Here is a 23,047-nt window from a genome sequence, read left to right on the forward strand (position 1 = left end):
GCATTTCGGTGCCGATCGACTTCAATCCTCGTCCAGCAGATATGACGCAACGGCGTCTTTCAAATGGATTTCATGTACAATAGTATCCCGCAAATGACTGCCGCATAGACAATCGGGATGAAATCTTGCTTGGCCCGCTTTTGATTTTCGCACTGTTTTCAACGGACATGAGCTCGGACCGTTTTTCGATTTCGAGAGATTTGCTTCCGTTTGGCGTTCCTGCTGAGTTTGCCGACGGTCAGTCAGCGATTCTCGCCCCGGAAGAGCTGCGAGCCTGCATCATCAGATATGCTGCTGTCGAAAAGGAGCGGCTCCAGCTGAGCATCAAGCGCTTGGCGCTAGCTGTCGACGAATCACACGGTGTCGTCAACAAGCAGCGTCAAACGAGTGCTCCGAAAGACAGTTTGGACATGCAACTGGACGAGATCGAGAAATCGGTTGCCGAACAGAACGATTTGACAAAAAACACACGCGAATTCTTGCGGCTACGAGCCAACTTCTTTGCGGAATATCTTGCCTTTGCCGATGACTGCGGCTCCAAAACGTACCGCTCTTCCGACGTGCGGACGTTGTTTCCAAACGGCGTCCCGGATTGATGTGGTCGGCTGGTGCGGTGACGGCCACAAGCAGTCATTGGGGTTGCTGAAATTTATGCATTCCTTCCTTTCTCCATCGAGTATGGAGAAGACCCAAGCTGCAAGCAAGGCAAATGCCGCTACAAACAAGCACGATGGGTCGCAAACCGGAGACAAAGTTTCTGATCAGACCGCATCATCGCCGCGATCTACCACTGCTAATGGAACGAGAAACCATGCTTATACCTGGTGTTAAAGACACGATCACTTACACTATTGTTTTGGTAGAAGCGATAATGGTATTATCGTTTTTCAAGCAGTACACGAATATCATATACCTTAGTGGATTGGCGAGTATAGCAGCTGTTGTCACTCTTCGAATAAGGCACGCACGTTATACTTACACCCCGTTTTCAGATAAAAACGATCCTGTCATCAGGAATAAAGAAATAAGATGGGCAATTGTAATTTTCCCAATAATATTTATCGTAGGTCAAAGCTTTAAGGCGGTTGTCTCCCCTGGTGGTTTCGCGCAAGGCAATGTTGGAATCATCATGTTTTTAGCAGCGGCGTTTGCTTGGGCATTGCTTGAAGGATTTCTTCGCATACGAATAAAGTAAGCAATAACTTTAGACATGAGTGAGTATCAGTATTTAGTGTTCTTGATGGCTTACCTTTCGAACTATTGCATCGACAGAGTCGCCGATCGGAATTAAAATTGTTACGCACCCTCCTAGCTGCTGCAACGAAACGGTCTCATCACGGAGCAAAGCTGCCAAGCTCGCCTTCCGGCTCTAAGCTGACATCGACCTATCATCATTGCGAGCGCATTTGCACGTAAACGGTGCGGTGGGTTTCGCATCATCTACCTAATTCCCAATTGTTTGCGAAGAATACAATGCACCATACGCCTTTCTCCGAATACAGGCCGCGGAATGTACTTTGCTTCCTTGGATCCGTAGACGGGTTCCAGGATTTACTGCAGGCTGCAAAAGACGCCATCAAAGACTTTGCTACGGATTTCGAAATCGACATGGAATCCACTCAGGACGCTCCGGACGTCCGTATGAGCGAGAGCTTCGCGTTTTTTGGGATCAGGTACACGAAGACGCGTGGCACCAACATGACGTCGAGGCGGTTATCAGCCATGGATGCGTCGTTTATGTCGTCGGTCCGCACATGGAGGCTGCGGAAGCTCCTGCCGTTTCGCTGACAGCTCTTAGGCTGGTGGAGCGATTGCTTGCGGCTGGCGCGACCGCTGCGAAGGGGGAAAGCGCTGGCGTCGCGCATGGAGCCGCCCGGTGGCGGCAGCTGGCGCAGGAAGCGGAAGGCGCGGAACCTGGCGCGGCTACTAGAGCGTGCCGTCTAGCCTTTGCAAAGAGGCCGCTTACCGATGGATACTACTTATCTAGCGTGGGCTTTCATCTTGTAGGTCTACCGGAGGTGTTCGTACGGAGCAACTCATCCGTAGATGAGCTGGCACTCAGTGCGATGATCGACAGCGTCGCAGACGAGATGGCAGCGGACGGCGTAGAAGCAGTAGTCGCACGCTACGGCGCGGAGTTGAAGGCCATCAACGAATATGAAGAAGACGACTTCAAATACAACCCATTCGGCGGCGTCTATTTCTTCACAGGGGTAAATTGAAACGCTGCCGTCGTTCTAGCGGCCAAGCTCGACGCCTCCAGTCCACTTCGAGCACATAGCTCCCTAACTCTCCTTCTGGCCCATAGCGGTCATCACTGCGGGTAGTAAGATCGCCCATGGCCACCCAATGCGTGTGATATTAGGAAAATAAGGATGTCGAAATTCAATAAGCTTAAAGCCGTAGGTCATAACATCGCGGACTCATTGGCGTCTGGGATGGGCCTTATGATCGGCGTTTATATGACGGATGTTTACGCCGAAGTTGCGTCCGCCCCTGAGGGTTATATTGACGTAGACTTTTTATCCGGAGGAACGTCTGGCGGATTGGTCAGTCAATCCTTTGCAAATGCTGTCAAGGAATACCAAAAAGAACTACCGCATCTTTGTGACCGGCACGGGATTACGGCGCAAGACTTCCGCAGACTCTCGGCTCGGTTTTCGGGGCAAGGCGATCTGCGCGGCTTCAGCGTTACGACGGAAGACAATCAAGGCCGAACTTCCATCGACCAATTCCGTGGAATTCCCGGCAAGCGGGTCAAAGAATTGGATCATATGGGAAGAGTTCGGCCCCAACGATCATGACCGTTTCTGGCGCAAAGCTGCCGAGCGGCTGGCTCAATTAAATAATAGTCTGTTTTCGACAGCAATTTGTCCATAGGAATAACGACTTCTCGAGCCTAAAATTCAAGAGGGTTCAATTGGGACAGCAGCCACTTGCGCGTGGAGTGTCATTTCGCCCCCAGCCGGAACCGACCACTGACAACGGCTAACGATGCGTCGGGCTCGGCTGGCAGGTGACCGCTGATAATTAGAGCTTATCGATGGTTATCGATTTTCGCCCGTGACAGCTTCGGCCCGAAGCGGACTTACAGCAGATGGTCGATGCCGACATTGCTCAGGCGTTCGTAGGCTTGCGCTGCTTCAAGCCTTACCTCTGGATTTTCCTCGACCGCACGCCCGTACCAGTATTTCGCCGCGTGAAGGTCGCCTAGCTGCTCGTAACAAATGCCCAGCCGCTCTCCGAGATAGCCCGCATCGAGTGAGGGGTCTCCATCCGACATGAAGAGGTAAATCTTGATCGCATCAGCAACTTTGCTATCCTCGATATACTTTTTGGCCATGTGCTCTAGGTGATTGAAGTCATAACGAGGCATCTCATCTCCCATTGGCTATTCGAAAGCTTTGCCTCAGTAGCCTGAGGATCAGATCGCTTCAGTGACCGCTTGTGGCGCAAAGCTGCCGAGGTCGCCTTTTCGCCCTTTGCGGACTTCTCGGAACCCGCTAAACATGCCGCTGGACAGCGAGGGCGCGATGGTCAGCGGCAGAAAGCAGAAACGAGGTGATATCGTTAGGATCGACCTCGGAAACGAGAAGCAATTTCACGCCGTCGCCCTAACGCATCCGCTGTTCGCTTTTCTTGACGGCGTTTCCGAACGTGAAGAACCGGTTCAAGACGTGCGAGATCGAGCGGTTCTCTTCAAGCTATGGGTGATGGACAGAGCTGCGAAGTCCGGGCGATGGCCCATCGTTGGAAGGGTTGATCCACCCACGGTGTCCGAGTTGGACGGCGCGGTGTTTTTTAAGCAGGACGGGATTTCAGGCAGAATTTCAGCGTATGATGCCATCGCGAATGCCGAGTCTCCGCTCAGTTTTGAAGAGGCGAACCGCCTAGAATGCGCCGCTGTTTGGAGCCCTGAACATGTTGAAGACAGGCTTCGTGATCATCTGAACGGCATCTCGAGTAAGTGGTGGGCATCCATGCGGCCCCGAAAATAGCGCTGATCGATCTTGTCGGAACTCCCGATGTTGCGGCGAAGCGTCGTCGACGCCTTCGCGCAGGAGAATCGGTTACGAGCATTCGCGAAAGTGTGCCGGAGGAAGATAGTTACAGTTTCGACGACTTTGCCTTTCTTAATCACGCAATAGAACGCGCCTTTGAGCGCAAAGCCTCAGAAGCGAGAAGCGCCTCCGGTCTGTGATATAAGATCAGAAAAACCGACGACGATTCACAACTGACCAAAAAAGTGATTCGAGGTTGCTTTTAGGAGCAGTCATGATCCGGTCATTGATGTATTGGATCAAGCTTGAATACTTTCCACTTCCGCAATTGGCGCAAAGCTGCCCCCGGGCTTACTCCCCATCCCCGCCAGCGATCGGGCTGCTTGCACAGAAGCCAGCTTCCTCTCCCGCTACTTCTTCTTCTCTTGATCCCTATGCCACTTGATGGCGAAGAACATGCCAGTGCCGAGCACGATGATCTTGAGCGGGAAGAAGACGATCGGGAACCAATCCCACATGTCGGTGATATCCAGGCTTTTGAGTGCATTAACGGGCGGGCGGAGCAGTACATGAGAACGGCTGCGTACAACATCCGCCATGTTGACGCAGAGGAGGTCGGAGCGAGAGAGGTTCAGCCTCAAATGGCCCTCACCCCGCCCTCGTCTTGCGGTTCACCAGATACACGCCGAGAACCACGATCGCGGTGCCGGTGACCATGGGGAGGGTCAGGGGTTCGCCAAACAGGATCGCCGCTTCGACGGCAACAACGGGGGGCACGAGATAGATCAGCGAGGCTGCGCGGGAAACCTGTCCGCGGCGGATGAGGTAGAGGAGCAGTGCCACGGCACCGAGCGAGATGCCGATGACGGACCAGGCCATGGCGGCGAGTGCCTGGGTGGTCCAGTCGAAGCGCATGGGCTCGATCAGATAGGCGACCGGCAGCGTCACGATGAACGCTCCGACATATTGCAGCGTGCCGATGGCGACGAGGTTGCCCTGCTGCAGGTAGCGCTTCTGGTAGATCGTACCGTAGGTGACCGACCCCATCGCCATGAGATTGAGGAGAAGCGGCAGGCCGAGCCCGGTCATGCCGGCCGACAGGCTTCTAAAAAGCTGCGGCGAGATGGCGATGAAGATACCGGCAAAGCCGAGCGCGAGGCCGAGCTTCTGGCGGCGGGAAAGCGTTTCGCTAAGCAGGAACGGCGCGACCGCCGCCGTCATCAGCGGCTGCAGCCCGGCAATGATGCCCGACAGCCCCGAAGGCACGCCCTGCCCGATCGCATACCAGACGCCGGCGAGATAAAGCCCGTGCAGAAAAATGCCTGAGAGCACCGCATGGCCGATCTCGCGTCCGGTCTTCGGCCACGTGACCCGCAGGGCAAGCCCGAGACAAAGGAAGACGACGGCCGCCAGTGCATGCCGGGCGGCCAGAAAGGTGACGGGGTCCGCATGGGCGGACGCATATTTGGCGACGATCCACCCGGTCGACCACAGGAAAACAAAAACGGCCGGAGCCAGGCGGTCGAGCATTAGAAGGTTCCGGAGCGTGGCTTTGACAAGGCCGGTGGGCGGGAAATGATCCGGCGTCTGATTAGGCTGTGGCGGCGACGCGGTCAAAGTAGAAATACTCACCGTTCCCATCAGCGCATCTGACGGTGTGCGACTAAGATCCGGTCTCCGGTGTGATCAGCGATGAGGCAGTTGCTGCTTTGACGAGCGGTCTTTCTACGACCGAAGATGAGCCGTCGCTAATTCCATCGGCAGTTGCCCTTTTTGATCGTCGTTCAGGCCCTATCTCACCGCATCAGGACGGGTCGTATATTTGTCATACGCAACTGAGCATGGTTCTTGCATTGCCAATGCCGTTGTATTCTTATGACCAAAAATGGGGAACATACCTTTGGCATTTGATGAAATGTTAACCGCGGACGACCAGCCGCGTCTGCCCTATAAGACCTACCACGATTGGTATGCCAGCCAGGATACGGCGCATCTGATCCGCAAGACGCAGGATGCCGAAAACATCTTCCGCAAGACCGGCATCACCTTCGCGGTCTATGGTCATGCCGACAGTTCCGAAAAACTCATCCCCTTCGACATCATTCCCCGCATCATTGCCGCCCGCGAATGGCGCAAGCTCGCGCAAGGCATCGAGCAGCGCGTCGTGGCGCTCAATGCCTTTCTCGACGACATCTACCACAAGCAGGAAATCATCAAGGCCGGCCGCATTCCGCGCGAGCTGATCGAGAAGAACGTGGCCTTCCTGCCCGAAATGATCGGCTTCAAGCCGCCGGGCGGCGTCTATACGCACATTGTCGGCACCGATATCGTGCGCACCGGCGAGGACCAGTTCTACGTGCTGGAGGATAATGCCCGAACCCCGTCCGGCGTCTCCTACATGCTGGAGAACCGCGAGACGATGATGCAGATGTTCCCCGAGCTGTTCACCCTGAACAAGGTGCAGCGCGTGGAGGATTATCCGCGCCAGCTGCGCCAGTCGCTGGCCTCGCTCGCACCCCCCGGCTGCAAGGGACGGCCGCGTGTCGCGGTGCTGACCCCCGGCATCTACAATTCCGCCTATTACGAGCACTCGTTCCTGGCCGACCAGATGGGCGTCGAACTGGTCGAGGGATCGGACCTTCGTGTCATCGATGGCAAGGTGAAGATGCGCACGACGCGCGGCTATGAGGCGATCGACGTGCTCTACCGCCGCGTCGACGACGATTACCTCGATCCGCTGACATTCCGGCCGGATTCGGCGCTTGGCGTTCCTGGCATCATGGACGTCTACCGCTCCGGTAACATCACCATCGCCAATGCGCCGGGCACCGGCATCTGCGACGACAAGGCGATCTATTCCTACATGCCTGAGATCGTCGAGTTCTATACCGGCCGCAAGGCGCTTCTGGAAAACGTGCCGACCTGGCGCTGCTCGGAAGCCGACAGCCTCAAATACGTGCTCGAGCATCTCGAGGAACTGGTAGTCAAGGAAGTGCATGGATCGGGCGGCTACGGCATGCTGGTCGGCCCGACCGCGACGAAAGCCGAGCGCGCCGAGTTTGCCGCAAAGCTCAAGGCGCGACCGACCAACTACATCGCCCAGCCGACGCTGGCTCTGTCCACCGTGCCGATCTTCGTCAACAAGGGCGTTGCCCCCCGCCACGTCGATCTGCGCCCTTATGTCCTCGTGTCCGACAAGGTGAAGATCATTCCCGGCGGATTGACACGCGTGGCCCTGAAACAGGGTTCGCTTGTGGTCAATTCCAGCCAGGGCGGCGGCACCAAGGACACATGGGTACTGGAAGATTGAGGGCGTAAACACATGCTGGGAAGAACTGCAAACGGCCTCTACTGGATGTTCCGCTACATCGAGCGTGCCGAAAACATCGCCCGCCTCGTCGATGCCGGTCTGCGCGTCTCGCTGACGCGGGCCGGATCCTCCGACGAGGACTGGCACGGCGTTCTGGAAAGTGCCGGCGTGCGCGATGCCTATAAGCAGGTGCATGCCAAGCTGACGGCAGCCGACGCGGTGGATTATCTCCTGCGCGACACGGCCAATTCGTCGAGCGTCCTGTCGTGCATCGAATCGGGCCGCAACAATGCCCGCATGGTCAGAACTGCCCTGACGCGCGAAACCTGGGAAGCCACCAACGAGGCCTGGCTCGATCTCAAGGCACGGCTTGCGCGCAACCTCAAGGCCACCGAACTGCCGGAACTGATCGACGTCATCAAGCACCGCTGCGCCCTCATCCGCGGTGCTTTTCACGGCTCCATGCTGCGAAACGATCTCTACAATTTCTCGCGCATCGGCACCTTTATCGAGCGCGCCGACAACACGAGCCGCATTCTCGACGTGAAATATTACGTGCTTCTGCCCTCCGTCAGCCAGGTCGGCGGCGCGCTTGATAATTTCCAGTGGGAATCGATCCTTCGCTCGGTTTCCGCTCACCGCTCCTATGGCTGGGTCTATGACGGCGACTATCAGGCCGGCAATATCGCCGACTTCCTGATCCTGAAAGTTCAGATGCCGCGCTCGCTTGCCTATTGCTACGAAAAGATCGTCAGCAATCTCGGCTACCTGCAGCGGGAATACGCAGAGCGGCACACGGCCCACGACACGGCCGACGCGATCCGCGCGACGCTGACGCGGGGCTCGATCACCGAGATCATGGATCACGGCCTGCATGAGTTTCTCGAGGAATTCGTATCGCGCAACAACCAGTTGAGCGCCGAGATTTCGCAAGGCTATCGCTTTTACCAGTAGGACGGGCCGAGTGGCGTCCCTTGAGGATTTGAAACAATGCGCCTGAAGATTTCCCATACGACGGAATATACCTATGACGAACCGCTGCCCTATTCGCTGCAGCGGCTTCGCCTGACGCCGACCGCAGGATCCACCCAGAAGATCATCAACTGGACGGTGAGCGTGGACGGCGCCACGGTTGAGGCAGGCTATGCCGACCAGTACGGCAACCGCGTCGAACTGGTGTCGTCGGAAGGCGGCGAGAACACAATCCGCATCGTCGCCTCGGGCGAAGTGGAAACCGTGGACAAGGCCGGCGTTTTCGGCACCCATCAGGGCTTCTGCCCGCTCTGGCTGTTTCTCCGCGAAACCCCGCGCACGGCAGCCGGCCCGCTGGTAAAGGCGCTGGCAGAAGCCCTGACCGGCGACAGCGAGCTTGCCCGCATGCATGCGCTGATGGAAACGATCCACGAGACCGTGGCCTATACGCCGGGCACCACAACGACAGAAACCACCGCCGAAGAAGCGCTTGCCGCAAAGACCGGCGTCTGCCAGGACCACACCCACATCTTCCTTGCCGCCGCGCGGCTGCGCGATATCCCTGCCCGCTATGTTTCCGGCTATCTTCTGATGGAGGGCACGACCGAACAGGTGGCGACGCACGCCTGGGCGGAGGCGCATATTCCGGGCCTCGGCTGGGTGGGCTTCGATGCGGCCAACGACGTCTGCCCGGACGAGCGCTATGTGCGGCTCGCCACCGGCCTCGACTACCGCGACGCAGCCCCGATCTCCGGCATGCGCATCGGCCGGGTCTCCGAGACGTTCGGCGAAAACCTCAAGGTGTCGCTGACGGTGGAGGATGAGGGCCAGACTCAAGCTCAAGGCTCACAGACCCAGGGTTCTCAAAGCCAGAGCGGTGTACAGAGCCAAAGCCAAGGTGGACAGAGCCAGGTTCAGGGCGGGCAGAGCCAGACCACGCAAGGACAAAACCAGTCGTGACATCAGGATCGGCTGCCTAAGACAGCCGTCGTTGTTTACGTAAATTTAACCGACTCTCGCGCAAGCCCGGCACCATCCAGGCATGATTGTCTGCGCCGATAGCAAGGGAGCGGAAATGCTGCTGGGACAATCGATCTTCCAGTCGGTGCTGACACGGCTGAAGCGCGAGCGCGACGACGACCAACCGACAGAGGCGGCAGCGGATTTCCGCGTCCGCGGCCTTGGAACGGGTTTCGTCATCTCGACGACCGACGAGGAACCAGAGACAGGTGCGACTGGCGACACCAACGCCTATTTCGCAGACCTCGCCGACATCTCGGAACTGGAACCAGGAGCCGGCACGCAGCAAGAGATGGAGGCGCAAGCTCCGCCCTCGCCAGGTGATTTCACATCCGAAACCCCGCAGCCGCAGCCGGTCGATCCGGTAGAACCGTCCATACCTGTACACCTGACCCGGTTGACGACGGATGAGATTGCCGGCGAACTTGCTATTGTCGACGTCGACACGGAAGCCACGCTTAACGACAAGCGAAGACGGTTTGCCAAGACCAACCATCCGGACGGCGTGGCCGAGCGGTTCCGTCCGGCGGCGACCACGCGGATGCAGATCGCCAACCTGCTGATCGACCAGGCGATCAGGGCGCGGGAAATCCACGCGCGGATGTTCGGCTGATTTTAAAGTTCAGGTCTTGTCGAACGTCCTGTCGGCAGGCCGCTCAGGCGCATTGCGCACCTGCGCATCGTCGGCCGGCGCATCCTCGTCTTGTGCAGGCTCGGCCATCGTAACCGGTGCAGCCGGCCGCTTTTCGAGAAACAGCTTGTAGGCCGCATAAAGGCCGAGACCCCCGGAAATGACAGCCCAGGTGACCGAACCGGCATAAAGCTCGAACACAGCCCAGCCGAAGCAGATCGCCGGAATGAGGATCCGCCGCCAGAGCGGCCCATAAAACGGGTGGTTCGGATCGATCATGCCTGCCTGCTCCCCTCGCGGCCAGATACGGCCCTGCCCCGACGATATCCCTGTCCCCAGCGAAAATTGCAAGGGATCACTCCCACTTTCCCTCTCCCCGACGCAGCCCCGCGGGACGCCCACGGCCGCTATCTTGCCCACAGGCTGCGATTTCCCGATTTTGCCAATTGATGCCGCAAGCATCCTGGGTTAAGAACCGTCTCATCGGACGAAGCGAGTCATCGCTTTTCGGCATGCACCCGTAGCTCAGCTGGATAGAGTGTTGGATTCCGATTCCAAAGGTCACAGGTTCGAATCCTGTCGGGTGCGCCACTAAACCAAAGAAATCATTGATTTTTATTTTTCTTCTTGATCTCTAATGGATCGGAAATACGCTAGCGCAGCGTAAGCACAATGATTACCCTCTCCACCCCAAGGTTCTTTCCTCAACGCATTCAGTCCCCTAGATGCTTATTTCTACCTGCGCCAAAATAATAACCGACTGATTTAACGTGAACGCTCCGAAATGAAAAAACAGACGCGCCAGCTTTATCTCGACAGCAAAAAACTGCTTGGCCTGCTTGCAAAGGCAAATGCGAATACCGGTTTCGATAGTGCGATCCGAAGTGTGTTCGGTAGCGAGCTGAGGCCCAAGCAACAGGTCGAGATCGGGGGTCGCCATTTCCTCTATGCCGGATCGGCTAAGAACCTTGTGGCTTTCCTTCCTATCCAATGGCGGGATGAGCTCGACAAGATGGGTATTGTCTGGAAGGGTTGCGAAAGATGGTGGGCGGGTTATCCAATGATCCTTCTGGCCGAGATGCGGGTGAGCGAGGACGGCATATCAGGATATCTGCGATTGAATGCCGAGGTCGGCCCGGCTTCTTCGCACGAGGTTCGGAAAGGCATGATCGAAGCGATCAAGACCGCGGCCGTCGCCAGCAATCTTGACCGCATTCAGTTCCAGCCGGACGCAGCCGAAACTGGTAGGCTCTACTCACGCTTTTTGCGCAGGAACGTGATCCCGCTGAACGACATTACCAATTCCGGGGAAATCCAAGCGCAGCTGAAGATGCTCGTCAGCGACTTCGACCCGGAGTTGGAACTGGTCGCGACTGTCCTTGGTAGGCGGTAGACCGGGCGATCGGGCTGCCGGTCGGAATGCTTTTCCACAGAGTACCTCCCCTTACTGCCGCCGCAGAAATTTGCGTAATATCAAGTTTTGCTTGCAGCTTTTAACCGTCCGTTAACCATTTCCAGTCGAAAACTACAACACAAGTGCACGGCAATCATTTACACCACAAAATTGCTGAGCAGCCTTAGAACCCAGACCTGGGGTTTCAAAGGTTACGGTCCCGCCATTACGACGGGCACCCTTTGGGTTAACCGTTAACGATGTTCCGATCATTGCTAGCTTACTTCGCCGGACCCGTTTTCGCGTCCGGGGGCTAGCCCTTGCTCTTGGGGCTTTTTAACGTGACCAGCATACTAACCAATACCTCCGCAACAGCGGCACTTCAGACCCTTCGCACGGTCAACAACCAGCTCGATACCGCACAGCAGCAAGTCAGCTCCGGCCTTCGCATCCAGACCGCGTCCGATAACGTGGCGTACTGGTCGATCTCGACCACGATGCGCTCTGACAACAAGGCCAACTCGGCAGTCAATGATGCCATCGGCATTGGATCTGCAAAAATCGACGTCGCGGTGGCGGCGATCGACACGACGATCGATATCGTGAGCGACTTCCGTGCAAAGTTGGTGACGGCGACAGAAACGAGCATCGACAGGTCGAAGGTTCAAAGCGAACTGGATGCACTCAAAGATCAGCTGGTGGCCACAGCGACATCTGCGAGCTTTAGCGGCGTGAACTGGTTAAACACCAAGTCCGACGACAATCTTGCGGTCCTTTCTTCCCTGCCGGACTACGTGGTCTCCGGTTTCATCCGTTCACCGGATGGGACCGTTCAGGTCGACAAGACGGAGATTGATACCGCTGATGTCAGCGTGTTCAATGTTGGCGGCGGCGGCTCACTGCAGAAGGACATTCGCTCGCTCGGTGGTATCGGAGGCTTCCGCAATGCCGATCCGGCTGGCCAGAACCGCAACGGCTATCAGCAATGGGAGATGACCGGACCGGTGACGTTGGCTGCCGGAGAGAGCATCTCATTTGATATCTCAATTGATGGAACGGCGGCAACGAACGTCTCCATCGACAAGGCGACTGTCGATGCGGCGCTTGGCACCACGGATGGCATCATTTCGGACGATGACGACTATGCCACCGTGATCCGCAAAGCCCTCGCAGATGCAGGCCTCTCAAGCCGCGTCTCGACCTATGGAAGCTCCTATAGTAGCTCCCTCCTCTCCATCGTAAGCACAGAGCAGAGCGGAAACAGCGGGTCGAGCATTCAGGTGACGAACGTAATCAGAAGCCCAGCGGCTACTGCCGGCGGGTTCGAGGATACGCCGTATCAGGATGCCCCGGGCAGCTACGCGCAGACCTCCTTTGCGTTCACCGGTCCCTTCCAGATCTATCGTGATGTTGATTTCACCTTCGACTTGAATTTACCGAACACCGAGGAGCAGGAGTTCGTCGTCACGCGCGATATCGTTGATGCCGCGCTCGGAACGGCTGACGGCATGGTTAATTCCTCAGCGGATCTCGCCTCCATTCTCAATCTGGCAAAAAACAGAGATGGTGGAACGCTCTCGACATCCGGCGTTATCGTTTCTTCTAGTGGAGGAAGTGTCGTCTTCACTATCGACAGCTCCCTCTATCCCGACAAGGGCAATCGCTCCTGGTTTTCGATCGACAACGTCGAAGACAACGTTCGGGGCCCTAATTTCGATATCCTCGATGTCGATATCACCGATCCGGCCAATGATCTCGACAACTACATCAACGGTCTCGACATGATGCTGGAGCGCGTCATCAAGAGTGGTGCGACGCTGGGTGCGGCGGAAAACCGGATCGACATACAGGCACAATTCAATGCCACGCTCATGGACAATATCGAACAAGGCGTCGGTCGCCTCGTTGACGCCGACATGGAAGAGGCATCGGCGATCCTTTCGGCGAAGCAAACGCAGCAACAGCTCGCCGTGCAGTCGCTCCAGATTGCCAACAGCGCGCCGGAGACCATCATGCAGTTGTTCAACTGATCGATACCGGTCGCGTGAGGTGGGGCCGACATAAAGCGGCCTCATCATTCCTCACAAACTCGCTGAGTTATTTCCGGAAGGCGACGCCGACGCCCTTGCAGACGAATTGCGCATCGAAAACCCGACGGTAGTCGAAGTTTGCGCTGATCGTCTCGGCCGCCACCAGAGTGTCGAAGAATGACCTGTAGCGTTCTTCGGTGATGCAGCCGATGCCAGTCTTCACCGTCTCGTCGTTATCCACGAGGCCATATTGTCTCATGACGTCGAGCGCATAGGCAAGAAGCTCGTCCGTCATGTCCGGGTTCTCGAGCTTGATAAGCTCGTTTGCCGAATGGTTGTCGCCGTAAAGGTAGGTATTCCAGCCTTCGATCGTCGCGTCGATGAAACGCTGGATGACATCGGGCCTGTCAGCAATGAACGATGGTCGCACGGTGATCGTCTGGGCATAAGGCTTGTAGCCCTGGTCGGCGAGCAGAAACACTTTCGGTGACCATCCCGCCTGCAGCTGCACCGAGTACGGCTCGGACGTGAGAAGGCCCTGTTGCGCGGAATGCGTATTGGTAACGAAGGGCGTGAGACTGCCATTGTATGGCCGATACTGCTCCTCGGAAAAACCCTGGAATGACGCGAGCATCCACGCGAAATAGCTTTCGTAGCCGCCTGCACTCATGAATATGTCGGCAAGCCGGGTCAGGTCCTGGAACGTCTCGACACCGGGATGGGCCATCAGGATCTGTGGTGCTTTCTGATAGATTGCCGCGATATCAACGAGGGGGCTGCCGTCGACCGTCGCGTTGATCACGTTCTGGGGCGTACCAAGATAGAAATCAATCTTGCCGGACGTCAGCAACGCCTGGTTTGCCGCATTCGGGCCGCCGGGTATGATCTCCACATCGAGCCCATGCTTTGTATAGGTGCCGTCGGCCAGCGCCTGATAAAAGCCGCCATGGTCGGCCTGCGCCAGCCAGTCGGTGCCGAACCGAACCTTGTCGGCTGCCAGAGCCTCCTCGCTGCCGCCTGCAAGAATTGCGATGATGGATGCAGTCATCAATCGAATAGGCATCACGGTTCCCCAGACCCAGCTCGGGACATCTGCACTTTGGCCGGCATGTCGGACCTAGACTGCTGTTTCAAATACGACATAGAAGAAGTTCAACTTCAGGTTCAGCCAATGCAACCATCATCAGGCAAAGTCAACCGTCATTTCTGCGCCATTGGCCAAGCGTCAGTTTGGACATCATTTCAACGGCTTCGATGAGCAGGATCCCAACTGCAGTGACGAGCAGGGCTTCGCCGAACACGAGCCGGATATTGCCCTGCAGTGCGCTCTGGATACGCATGCCAATACCGGAATACTGTCCGCCGCGACCGGTCATCATGTCAGCAATGACGGCGCCAACAAGCGCCAGCCCGACAGCGGTACGCAACCCGCTGAAGAAGAACGGCAAGGCGAACGGCCATCTCAGGTAACAGAATGTCTGCCATCGCGACACGGGATAGATCCGCATCGCATCGAGCAGAACCGACGGCGTACTCTTCAGCCCTTGCAAAGTGCTGACGGTGATCGGGAAGAACGCCACCAGGAAGGCGACGATGACCTGCGTCAGCCCGGGTGGTGCGACCACGACCACGACCGGCGCAAGCACGATAACGGGAGTGACCTGGAGCGTCACCAAGAGCGGCAGAACGAGCGGCTGTAGCAGAAGCCAGCGATGCAGAAGAAGTGCGATGGCGACGCCCGCGACGACGGAAACCAGTAAGGCGATCAGCGTCGTCTGGATTGTTACTCCTAGCGATCGAAACACGCCCTTGCTCTCCAGTAGCGCGATCACCGCATCGGCCGGGGATGGCAGTACACTCAGTGGGATATCGAAGGACGCAGTGATCAACCACCAGATCGCAAGCAGCGAAAGGAAGCCTGTTGGCAGGCTGACCCTCTGTAGAATTGTCGCGGGTGTTTTGTTCGCGTCCATGAACCTGGATTAACGATAGAACGATAAAATTCGTTGAATTTATTGCAGCATCGCATGTCCGGGTCCGAAGTGCATGCCCATTTTGCTCGAAAACTGAGCACCTAATAATGGAAGCGAAATCCGCAACGACATCTTCGTTCGCTATTTTGTCAGACGGCTGTATCCGGGAAGTACGATCAACGACTTTTTAAGGATCACAGCATGTCTCACCTCAAGGCACTTAAGCTTACCACCGCAGTTCCATTTCGAGCAACTGTCGATCCGGGCCAGCGCGCGCGTGAAAAGATGGTTGCAACGCTGGCCGAACAGAAGCAGATGGCGGAGGCAAAGATCACCGGCCAAGCCTTTGCACCGACGCACATTGTTCGCCGCAAGAATGCTGAAGGGCAACGCATTGAGGTCGAGACGCTGAAGCGCGTGCGACAGAGCTGGTTCACCGATGGCAGCGGCAAGGTCTACTTCAGCCTCCGTTACGCTGGTAAGTCCATCGAGTTTGCCAAAGACAAGAACGCGGTCGAGGTTGGCGAGCTTCTGGCGCTCCCCGCAGTGCTCGATACGCTGATCGAGGCGGTTCGCGCTGGCGAGCTCGATGCGCAGTTGACCGCCGCCGCCGCCGAGCGGGGAAAGCTCCTGCGCAAGGCCGAATGAACCGAGCAGTTCCCCGGCAAGCTAGCAGAAGACATGGGATCATAATTGATCCCATGTCTTCTGCGTTCTAGCAAGCCGCCAGGATCGCCGGAGAAGCCCGTAGACGCGCGCTTGATGTCGGGTGCAGTGCTGCGTTGTGCTAGTTGGCGGTTGCGTTCTTTGATGCTTCTTTGCTTCTGCGTGATGCGCTTCGACCAGTATGCTTTGCTGTTAGGTGGCCGCGATGGAGCCGCCCGCTTTTAGCCATCAATTCGAACTCGCCCTTTGCGCGCTCTGGAGCTTTGTTCCGGTCGAATCAGATGCGAGGCCCTGATGCCCAACAAACAGGACGGAGGAACAGACGCCCAGTGCGAGAAGCCAACCCAAGCGCAAATCGATCTTGCCTTGCTGTTCACCGCAGACCTGTATGTGGGTTCCAGGCCCCTATCCACTGTCAAGCGTAAGGGCACGTCGCTTTACCTGCGCTACGAGATCGACGGCGACACCTACCAGCGCAGCTACCTGTCGCCTCTCTCTTGGCGGGCCATCGTCTTATTTGCGCTTATGGAGGGGAAAAACGTAGCCGCCCAGGAGATGGATAGACCAGGACGATATCGTAGGCTACTCCCGGAAACCCTGCTGCGCCGTCTTCAGTGGCACGCTCGACTAGGTGCCAATTTTCCGCCGGTCGCACGGCTGTATGATCGCCACGGCAAAACGTTGCTTCTTACTCGAAGCCGTCTTTGCGGTCACGGTGTTGACGCACTTCACAATCTGACCGATGGCGGCCCGGTGTTCCAGCCACTGTGGATCGCCGACATCTTGGCGTTGCGCCCAATGCTCGGTATCGAGCTTGTTCGTGACCAGGAATTCGCGCCAACGCTGCCAATCAGCGCGTATCTTGGCGCCGCGGCTATGACGGGCCGTGTTGTCGATGGGCCGGAGCTTTTTGAATTGCCACTGACCAGGGGCATTGCAAAGCTGAGAAGCCCGCCGCCATCGAAGGCGGGTCGCAGCATGTTCGATCAAGCATGCCGGCAGTATCCGGCACTGGAGATGCTGCGAGGAATGACCATTGACGAGGACTATCTGTTTTTGACAGAACTTGAAAAGCGGGATCGTTCAAGCTGGGATGGAACCGCCCCGGTGCCCCTATCAAACGATGATCCTTGTGGGCCGGTTTCCCCAGCAGTTCTTCCAGAACTCCTTTAGGTCCTGCTGGTGGCTTTCCGGCTTGATCTTCAAGCCGTAGCCCTTATACATTCGCGCGAGCCTAGTGTAGCCGACCTTCATCTGGGTCAGCCGATCTGCCCCAAAGTGGCTGATACCAGACAATTCGCGCAGCACAATGTTTTCGCATCGCATGACCGAGTAGCCACTGCTTACGGCTTCAAGCGCAAAGTGCCGATCCTCTCCATGCAGCAGGAAATTCGGATCGGGCAAGACAACAGGCTTCCCTTCCTTCTTAAAGTTTCGCACGACAAACATGCTACCCTTGAGGTCTACGCTGCGCTCAAAGACATGGTGCGCCGCATAGAGTGGGGGATCTGTCGCATATATGGGCGAGAAGCCGATCTTCTGCGGATTGATTGGAAAAAACACGTCCACGCCGTGGTAGGCGGCGATGCCGTTGGCAACCATCTCAGCGAACAAGCGAGGTCCACGATTATGCTGCGGGCCATCGTACAATACCGCATCATCGTCCAGCATTATCCCCCAGTCGTGTTCGCTGGAATAGAAGGCTTGGAGGCTGGCGATCCGATTGAGAATGAGCGGCTGGCTAGGCTGTTCGACCACGTTGAGCTTGGCGACATCGATGGAAAGACCAAGGAGCAAAAAATCGGCCGACTTCCAGTTCGACGTGATCAGGGTAATTGGGATTGAGGTCTTGGTCATCCACCAGTCGAGAACCGTGGCAAGGTCGTCGCGGCGTTCCTTCCGAATTCTCAAGCCATCAGGCATGTAACTAATGATGTAGGCGCCAAACGGGCGTTGCGTGGTCATTTCAAACCTCATCGGCACGGTCTTCGACCGCAGCCACAATCTTGTTGCCCCCTCTGTTCAGCAGCTGTTGCAGGCTGACCAGCCCCCGATCCGATCCGCCAATCGCCTTGTCGATCAGGTCGATCGCTAGGGTAATCTCATAGGGCACCATGCCGTTCTTGCCCTCCTGAGCCAGGTCCACGAGCCGGTTCGCCTGCAGGATCGCTGATAGCTCCGCATAGACGGAGTGGTGCGAAAGCATATTGTTTCCAACCACGTCTGAGGGGTTTTTGGTCGGATCTGTTCCCGGTAGAAAATCGCTTACCGTGCAAAGATCAGCGAGCGGACTGCGATATGGGAACGGGGTAGACCGGTTGAACTCCCCGCCACGGTTCGGCATGATATGATTTGTCATGCGCATATCCTTTCGATCCGACTGAAGCCCTGTGACGATCTGGCCAAACTTTTGGGCAAAGGTGAAGCTCGTCGAACTGTCGAAGGTAACGTTGAGATCGGGACGTATATGCTTTCGCAACGCGCGCTGGAGGGCCGTCGCGAGAACCGCAAATCGAGGCTGGCTGGTCCCAAGGAAGTGGATGTGGGAGACGGTACCGAACAGCCCACGGTCCATCATGCTACGGAAACGTCTGATCCAGTCGGCGATTTCCAGCCGCGTATGACCGGCGATGGCCATGCCATCAAATCGCGGCTGGTAAGTCTCCATCACCTTCGCCCAGTTGTCGGCCTCCGCCTTAGTGCGGCCCTGGTAGACCGCAAGCAGCTTGAGGTCGGAACGCGAGCGATTGGCTATGGCGAACTCCGCATTGTCGATGGTCTGATCAAGGCATTGCTGAAAGTTCGTATAACCGCTGGCGGGCACGTCGATGGCTCGGGTCGGTACATCCACAATAATGCCGACATCGCATTCGGCCTCTTGCCAATCCAGGGTAGCCTCACGCCATGATCCCATGGAGGCGCTAATTGCGCCACTGATTAGTGAAAAGCCGCCGCTGTCGCCCAACACAAAGGTATTGGTTCGATCCCGTTTTGAAATGATGGTGGGCTTACCAGTTCCGACCCCAAATGTCGCCGTGAAGAGAACGTCGGGCCAACAGAAGAGTGGCGACGTAGGGTTCAAAAAGTTTGTATGCCTGGCAAGAACGCCATTTGGCAAACGGCTATTGAGGGCATTGGTGGCTGACTGAGCTGCGAACTTCACAAAGTGATCGTTGGGCGCTGGTAGATAGCGGGCATAGTCGGCCCAATGATTGTTGAACTTCATCGTTGTATTCCTTTTAGCGGAATGAAGGGGAGAGAGTGGGGAGCGTTTCACTCCCCACATTGCAGGTCACTCAGCCTCAGCGGCTTCGTCGTCCTCGGTCAAAGCGAGACCTGGCCATACCTGCGGCTCCAGCTTGCTTTTGAAGCGGTTGGAACGCGTGCCATCGATGCCCTGCCTCGGGATATAGACCGAGTAGGAGGCTGACTTGGTTCCGAAACTCAGCCCTAGCATCTCCGAATGGATGCCCAACGTGATGCCGGTGGTGATATCGACATCGGCTAGCGCGCAAGAGACTGCGGAGAAGTCGTCGGCACGCACGTTGAGAGAAAAGTCGTTCGTCACACCCGAGTGATCGACAGACTTCTCTGCCTTACCGACGCAGAACGTGACCTTGCCCTTTGATCCAGATATCGTTACTGGTTTGGTCTTCTTGATCGCATCTCCGCATGATGCCCCGATCTCCTTCATTGCCGAAAGAATGTCCGCGTCCTTGAACGTGTGCTTCGGGATGAAGGGGGAAAGCGCCAGCGGAAACACGCCGGACCTGGAGTAGACCTGCTGCACCAACAGAGGGATGGTCTTGGATTTGCCCTCCTTGTCCCTCACGGCCGCCTGCGACGACAGAATGATACGTGCGACACCGCTCTTGGTGCCGGTCGCGTCTTCCGCCCTTAAATCGAAGGCATCGGCGCGATCGCCAGCCAAGTTCGCCTCAATAGACGCGATCTGCTGGGTTCGAAACTCGACGTGCCCCTGGATGGGCATCTCCCCGAGGAGGCTGGCGATCGGCTCAACCTCAACAATGACACTCGCCTCGGACAGGATTGGCGAAACAACGATGTTGCCACCTGGATAGAAGACGTAGTGGCGATGCGCGAAACGGCGAGGAGCTGACTTATCCTCGGGGTCATCGAAACGGTTCACGAGCGTCTCGGTGGCGACCTCAGGCACGCAGTGGCCCACAGCCAGAAGCTCCTTAAAGAGCTTTACTTCCACAGAAGGGACGGAGAACTGGGACGCAATCGCGTTCTTAGCAGCGGCAGTAAGCTTGATCTCCTCGTCAACTTGAACGGAATTGTCGTGACCTGAGACCCAATCTCCCTCCAGTTTTCGGGAGAGTCTTGGATTTTTAATCTGGCCTCATGCGGCCTGTTTTTCCATGGCCATTTTCATTGCGAATTCGCTGGGGGTGATATTGCCCAGCGACGAGTGCGGTCTGTTTCTGTTGTAATCCTCCTTCCATGCAGTGATTGCGGCGCGGGCCTGAGCGAGCGACGAGAACAGCGTCTCGTTCAGGCACTCGTCGCGGAAGCTGCCGTTGAAGCTTTCGACGAAGCCGTTTTGCATCGGCTTGCCGGGGGCGATGTAATGCCATTCGACCTTGCTCTCCTGGCACCATTTGAGGATGGCCATGCTGGTCATCTCCGTCCCGTTGTCCGAGACAATCGTCCTCGGTTTTCCGCGTCTGGCGATGAGACTATCCAGTTCACGGGCAAGCCTTGCGCCTGACAGGGATGTATCGGCGACCAGGCATAGGCATTCGCGGGTGAAGTCGTCAACGACGGCCAGGACCCGAAAGCGGCGACCGTCGGTGAAGGCATCGCTGACGAAGTCCAGGCTCCAGCGCTCATTGGGACGCGAGGGCAGAGCCAGAGGACGCCTTGTCCCCAAGGCTCGCTTCCGGCCGCCGCGCTTGCGCACCGTCAGCTTCTCCTCCCGATAAAGACGCCGAAGCTTCTTCAGGTTCATGACGATCCCCTGCCGGTCGAGCATGACGTGGATACGGCGATAACCGAAGCGGCGTCGTTCAGATGCCACCTTCTTCATCGCCTCACGAATGGCCGCATCGTCAGGCCGCACGCTGCGATATCGCATGCTCGACCGATCCACCGACAGAACCTCGCACGCCCGACGCTGGCTCACCCCATGCTGCGCACAGACATGAGCCACCGCATCCCGCTTCACATCGGGCGTCACCATTTTTTTGCAGCGACATCCTTCAGGATCGCATTGTCCAGCATGGCTTCGGCGAGCAGTTTCTTCAGCTTGGCATTCTCGTCCTCAAGCGCCTTCAGCTTGCGCGCATCGGACACGTCCATGCCGCCATACTTCGCCTTGTATTTGTAGAAGGTTGCGTCCGAGATGCCGTGCTTGCGGCAGACGTCCGCCGTCTTCGCGCCCGCCTCCTGCTCCTTCAATATCCCGATGATCTGTTCTTCCGTGAACCGTGAACGCTTCATTCGTCCGTCTCCTTGATGTGACGGACTCTACCAAAATCTGGAGGAAGGTCAGGGGCTCAGGTCACAGAGGAGATGGAAACTCTGCTGCACTCGCTGCTCGACGCCGATTGGCCAAACCTAGTCATCGAGGCGACGGATGCCACCCACGTCACCATCAAGTCAGATCCCGCAGTCGATCGGAAATGGGGAAGCGGAACAAGCATAACGTTCAGCCAAATCCGCGTCAGCAACGAGCCTCGTCCGGCGCTCGACTTTCTCGACATCGACATCGAAGAGAACCCCGACAATATCGACAATTATCTGAGCTACATCGAAACCGCGAAATCGAGGGTCGTCGACGGCGCCGCGTTCCTTGGTTCGCTCCAGCAGCGTCTCGACATGCAGACAAGCTTCAACTCAAGCCTCATGGACAATATCGAAAGCGGTGTAAGCCGCCTTGTCGACACGGACATGGAGGAAGCCTCCGCCAGGCTGTCCGCAATCCAGACGCAGCAGCAACTTGCCGTTCAGGCGTTGCAGATCGCCAATAGCAGCAGCGAGACGATTATGCAGCTCTTCAACTCCTGAACGCACCTGGAGCGCTGGCCGAAGTTCTTTCACGGATCCAGCCCTCCTTTCATTCTCTGGTCGACATCGTCATGACCAGGCGTTCGATGGTTCACCGCGGTTCCGCTGTGGCGCGTATCGAGACCACCCTGCCCGGCACCATTGCCACCATCTGGCCGCTCACGGCACCGGACGCCCTCTCGCCGTACGAGGCGATGCCTCAGGCTCCACATCCACCAGCATGTCGTCACACTCGAGACAGGTCATGCAGATCCCGCAGCAATCCTGATCGAACTCCTCCACGGATCTTGGTTGTCGACAGCAGTCGCAGATGGGCGAGCCCGGGCCGGCGACCCGGGTGGGAGACAGAATTTCCATGACGTTGCCATCGCGTGCGTGCGCAGAGGTATCTGCCATCGCAACCTCCCTATTTCAGTTGATGATCATAAGATGGGAGCGACTAGCTCAAGAATCCAGAGAGGGCGTACAGACAGGAAGCACCTGAACCATCACGCGTTTGTTGCGTTCCTTCGGTAGATCTGGAGATGACCGCATGAAACGAACACTCATCGCCTTCGCCCTCTCGCTCGCAACCTCGCAGGTGTTTGCCATGGACAGCCTTTCACACCTCGAATGGAAAAAGCGTGTCCTCATCCTTTTCGGTGACAAGGGCAATGCATCGATTGCAAGACAGGTCGGCATCCTGATATCGCAAAAGGCGGAATTGGCGGAGCGCGACATGGTTGTGCTGCAGGTTTCCGGAGATGTCGTGGAAACGATCTATGGTGACGCCGACCGGATCGACGCGGGCAGGCTGCGCGCGGAGGCTAATATTGCGGACGGTGCGTTTCATGTCGTCCTTGTCGGCAAGGATGGCAGCGTGAAGCTGAAAAGCGATACGGTCGTCAGCGACGTCGAGATGTTCGACCTGATCGATCGCATGCCGATGCGCCGCGGCGGAAAAGGCTGAATGACCTCGGACGAGGTTGGGGTATCCGTGGCACGCAACGGCGCCAATTCGTTCAACTTTTCGCGACCA

General features: G+C 57.0%; 23 protein-coding genes, 1 tRNA gene and 1 pseudogene. 16 read left to right on the forward strand and 9 right to left on the reverse strand.

The window, feature by feature from the left end:
• The first annotated feature begins 125 nt into the window (after positions 1–125).
• From J3A65_RS12655 to J3A65_RS12670, 4 genes are all read left to right on the forward strand, one after another.
• The gene (locus J3A65_RS12655) at positions 126–596 is read left to right on the forward strand and encodes a hypothetical protein (RefSeq protein WP_209901502.1); all 471 of its coding nucleotides are present in this window, start codon (positions 126–128) and stop codon (positions 594–596) included.
• Between the two features lie 113 nt (positions 597–709).
• Positions 710–1,195, forward strand: a complete 486-nt coding sequence (locus J3A65_RS12660; RefSeq protein ID WP_209901504.1) for a hypothetical protein — start codon at positions 710–712, stop codon at positions 1,193–1,195.
• Positions 1,196–2,066: 871 nt separating this feature from the next.
• Positions 2,067–2,222, forward strand: coding sequence for a hypothetical protein (locus J3A65_RS12665; RefSeq protein WP_209901506.1), 156 nt, complete (start codon positions 2,067–2,069; stop codon positions 2,220–2,222).
• 153 nt (positions 2,223–2,375) lie between these two features.
• Positions 2,376–2,804, forward strand: a complete 429-nt coding sequence (locus J3A65_RS12670; protein WP_209901507.1) for a hypothetical protein — start codon at positions 2,376–2,378, stop codon at positions 2,802–2,804.
• A gap of 284 nt (positions 2,805–3,088) precedes the next feature.
• Here J3A65_RS12670 and J3A65_RS12675 read toward each other — a convergent pair whose 3' ends face one another.
• A complete protein-coding gene (locus J3A65_RS12675; protein ID WP_209901509.1) occupies positions 3,089–3,376 on the reverse strand; it encodes a hypothetical protein in 288 nt (95 codons plus the stop codon).
• 133 nt (positions 3,377–3,509) lie between these two features.
• Here J3A65_RS12675 and J3A65_RS12680 point away from each other — a divergent pair, with 133 nt between their 5' ends.
• Positions 3,510–3,998, forward strand: coding sequence for an Imm26 family immunity protein (locus J3A65_RS12680; protein WP_245341536.1), 489 nt, complete (start codon positions 3,510–3,512; stop codon positions 3,996–3,998).
• 651 nt (positions 3,999–4,649) lie between these two features.
• Here the strand turns inward: J3A65_RS12680 and J3A65_RS12685 are convergent.
• Positions 4,650–5,531 (reverse strand): DMT family transporter, encoded by an 882-nt coding sequence (locus J3A65_RS12685; RefSeq protein ID WP_209901511.1) that lies wholly within the window; start codon positions 5,529–5,531, stop codon positions 4,650–4,652.
• A 370-nt stretch (positions 5,532–5,901) separates the two neighbouring features.
• On the opposite strand from J3A65_RS12685, the gene J3A65_RS12690 reads away from it, so the two are divergent.
• From J3A65_RS12690 to J3A65_RS12705, 4 genes and pseudogenes are all read left to right on the forward strand, one after another.
• Positions 5,902–7,311, forward strand: coding sequence for a circularly permuted type 2 ATP-grasp protein (locus J3A65_RS12690; RefSeq protein ID WP_062582734.1), 1,410 nt, complete (start codon positions 5,902–5,904; stop codon positions 7,309–7,311).
• A 12-nt stretch (positions 7,312–7,323) separates the two neighbouring features.
• Positions 7,324–8,265, forward strand: coding sequence for an alpha-E domain-containing protein (locus tag J3A65_RS12695; RefSeq protein WP_062455418.1), 942 nt, complete (start codon positions 7,324–7,326; stop codon positions 8,263–8,265).
• A gap of 36 nt (positions 8,266–8,301) precedes the next feature.
• Positions 8,302–9,126, forward strand: a pseudogene (locus J3A65_RS12700) (transglutaminase family protein); the annotation flags it as partial.
• A 232-nt stretch (positions 9,127–9,358) separates the two neighbouring features.
• Positions 9,359–9,916, forward strand: coding sequence for a hypothetical protein (locus J3A65_RS12705; protein WP_082472049.1), 558 nt, complete (start codon positions 9,359–9,361; stop codon positions 9,914–9,916).
• A gap of 9 nt (positions 9,917–9,925) precedes the next feature.
• Here J3A65_RS12705 and J3A65_RS12710 read toward each other — a convergent pair whose 3' ends face one another.
• Entirely contained in the window at positions 9,926–10,213 is a 288-nt protein-coding gene (locus tag J3A65_RS12710) for a DUF3329 domain-containing protein (RefSeq protein WP_175487240.1), read from the reverse strand.
• A 235-nt stretch (positions 10,214–10,448) separates the two neighbouring features.
• Here J3A65_RS12710 and J3A65_RS12715 point away from each other — a divergent pair.
• The 3 genes from J3A65_RS12715 to J3A65_RS12725 all read left to right on the forward strand — a co-directional run bounded on the left by J3A65_RS12715 (position 10,449) and on the right by J3A65_RS12725 (position 13,357).
• Positions 10,449–10,525, forward strand: a tRNA-Arg gene (locus tag J3A65_RS12715).
• A gap of 193 nt (positions 10,526–10,718) precedes the next feature.
• Positions 10,719–11,327, forward strand: a complete 609-nt coding sequence (locus J3A65_RS12720) for a hypothetical protein (RefSeq protein ID WP_209901515.1) — start codon at positions 10,719–10,721, stop codon at positions 11,325–11,327.
• Positions 11,328–11,668: 341 nt separating this feature from the next.
• Positions 11,669–13,357: a flagellin gene (locus J3A65_RS12725; RefSeq protein ID WP_162728324.1), complete on the forward strand. Its 1,689-nt coding sequence runs from the start codon at positions 11,669–11,671 to the stop codon at positions 13,355–13,357.
• 67 nt (positions 13,358–13,424) lie between these two features.
• On the opposite strand, the gene J3A65_RS12730 is transcribed toward J3A65_RS12725, so the two are convergent.
• Together J3A65_RS12730 and J3A65_RS12735 are read right to left on the reverse strand one after the other, a co-directional pair.
• On the reverse strand, positions 13,425–14,420 hold the full coding sequence (locus tag J3A65_RS12730) for an ABC transporter substrate-binding protein (RefSeq protein ID WP_113110822.1): 996 nt from the start codon (positions 14,418–14,420) through the stop codon (positions 13,425–13,427).
• 130 nt (positions 14,421–14,550) lie between these two features.
• Entirely contained in the window at positions 14,551–15,330 is a 780-nt protein-coding gene (locus J3A65_RS12735; protein ID WP_209901517.1) for an ABC transporter permease subunit, read from the reverse strand.
• Positions 15,331–15,531: 201 nt separating this feature from the next.
• Between J3A65_RS12735 and J3A65_RS12740 the strand changes: the two genes are divergently transcribed.
• The gene (locus tag J3A65_RS12740; protein ID WP_209901519.1) at positions 15,532–15,978 is read left to right on the forward strand and encodes a hypothetical protein; all 447 of its coding nucleotides are present in this window, start codon (positions 15,532–15,534) and stop codon (positions 15,976–15,978) included.
• Between the two features lie 312 nt (positions 15,979–16,290).
• Positions 16,291–17,169 (forward strand): DUF2958 domain-containing protein, encoded by an 879-nt coding sequence (locus J3A65_RS12745; RefSeq protein ID WP_209901521.1) that lies wholly within the window; start codon positions 16,291–16,293, stop codon positions 17,167–17,169.
• On the opposite strand, the gene J3A65_RS12750 is transcribed toward J3A65_RS12745, so the two are convergent.
• From J3A65_RS12750 to J3A65_RS12765, 4 genes are all read right to left on the reverse strand, one after another.
• Complete coding sequence (locus J3A65_RS12750) at positions 17,113–17,961, reverse strand: hypothetical protein (protein ID WP_209901523.1); 849 nt, start codon at positions 17,959–17,961, stop codon at positions 17,113–17,115. The genes J3A65_RS12745 and J3A65_RS12750 overlap by 57 nt on opposite strands.
• Before the next feature lies 1 nt (position 17,962).
• Positions 17,963–19,222: a hypothetical protein gene (locus J3A65_RS12755; protein ID WP_209901525.1), complete on the reverse strand. Its 1,260-nt coding sequence runs from the start codon at positions 19,220–19,222 to the stop codon at positions 17,963–17,965.
• Positions 19,223–19,288: 66 nt separating this feature from the next.
• A complete protein-coding gene (locus J3A65_RS12760; RefSeq protein ID WP_209901528.1) occupies positions 19,289–20,146 on the reverse strand; it encodes a hypothetical protein in 858 nt (285 codons plus the stop codon).
• A gap of 216 nt (positions 20,147–20,362) precedes the next feature.
• Positions 20,363–21,462, reverse strand: a protein-coding gene (locus J3A65_RS12765) for an IS3 family transposase (RefSeq protein ID WP_209899056.1) whose coding sequence is annotated in 2 segments (ribosomal slippage) — positions 20,363–21,210 and positions 21,210–21,462 — 1,101 coding nt in all. Because the reading frame shifts where the segments join, the coding sequence is not laid out codon by codon here.
• Positions 21,463–21,534: 72 nt separating this feature from the next.
• Between J3A65_RS12765 and J3A65_RS12770 the strand changes: the two genes are divergently transcribed.
• A complete protein-coding gene (locus tag J3A65_RS12770) occupies positions 21,535–22,029 on the forward strand; it encodes a flagellin (RefSeq protein WP_209901530.1) in 495 nt (164 codons plus the stop codon).
• 532 nt (positions 22,030–22,561) lie between these two features.
• Positions 22,562–22,978 (forward strand): DUF4174 domain-containing protein, encoded by a 417-nt coding sequence (locus tag J3A65_RS12775; protein WP_209901532.1) that lies wholly within the window; start codon positions 22,562–22,564, stop codon positions 22,976–22,978.
• The last annotated feature ends 69 nt before the right edge of the window (positions 22,979–23,047 follow it).

Source organism: Rhizobium sp. PvP014 (genome assembly GCF_017876855.1).
GTDB lineage: Bacteria > Pseudomonadota > Alphaproteobacteria > Rhizobiales > Rhizobiaceae > Neorhizobium > Neorhizobium soli.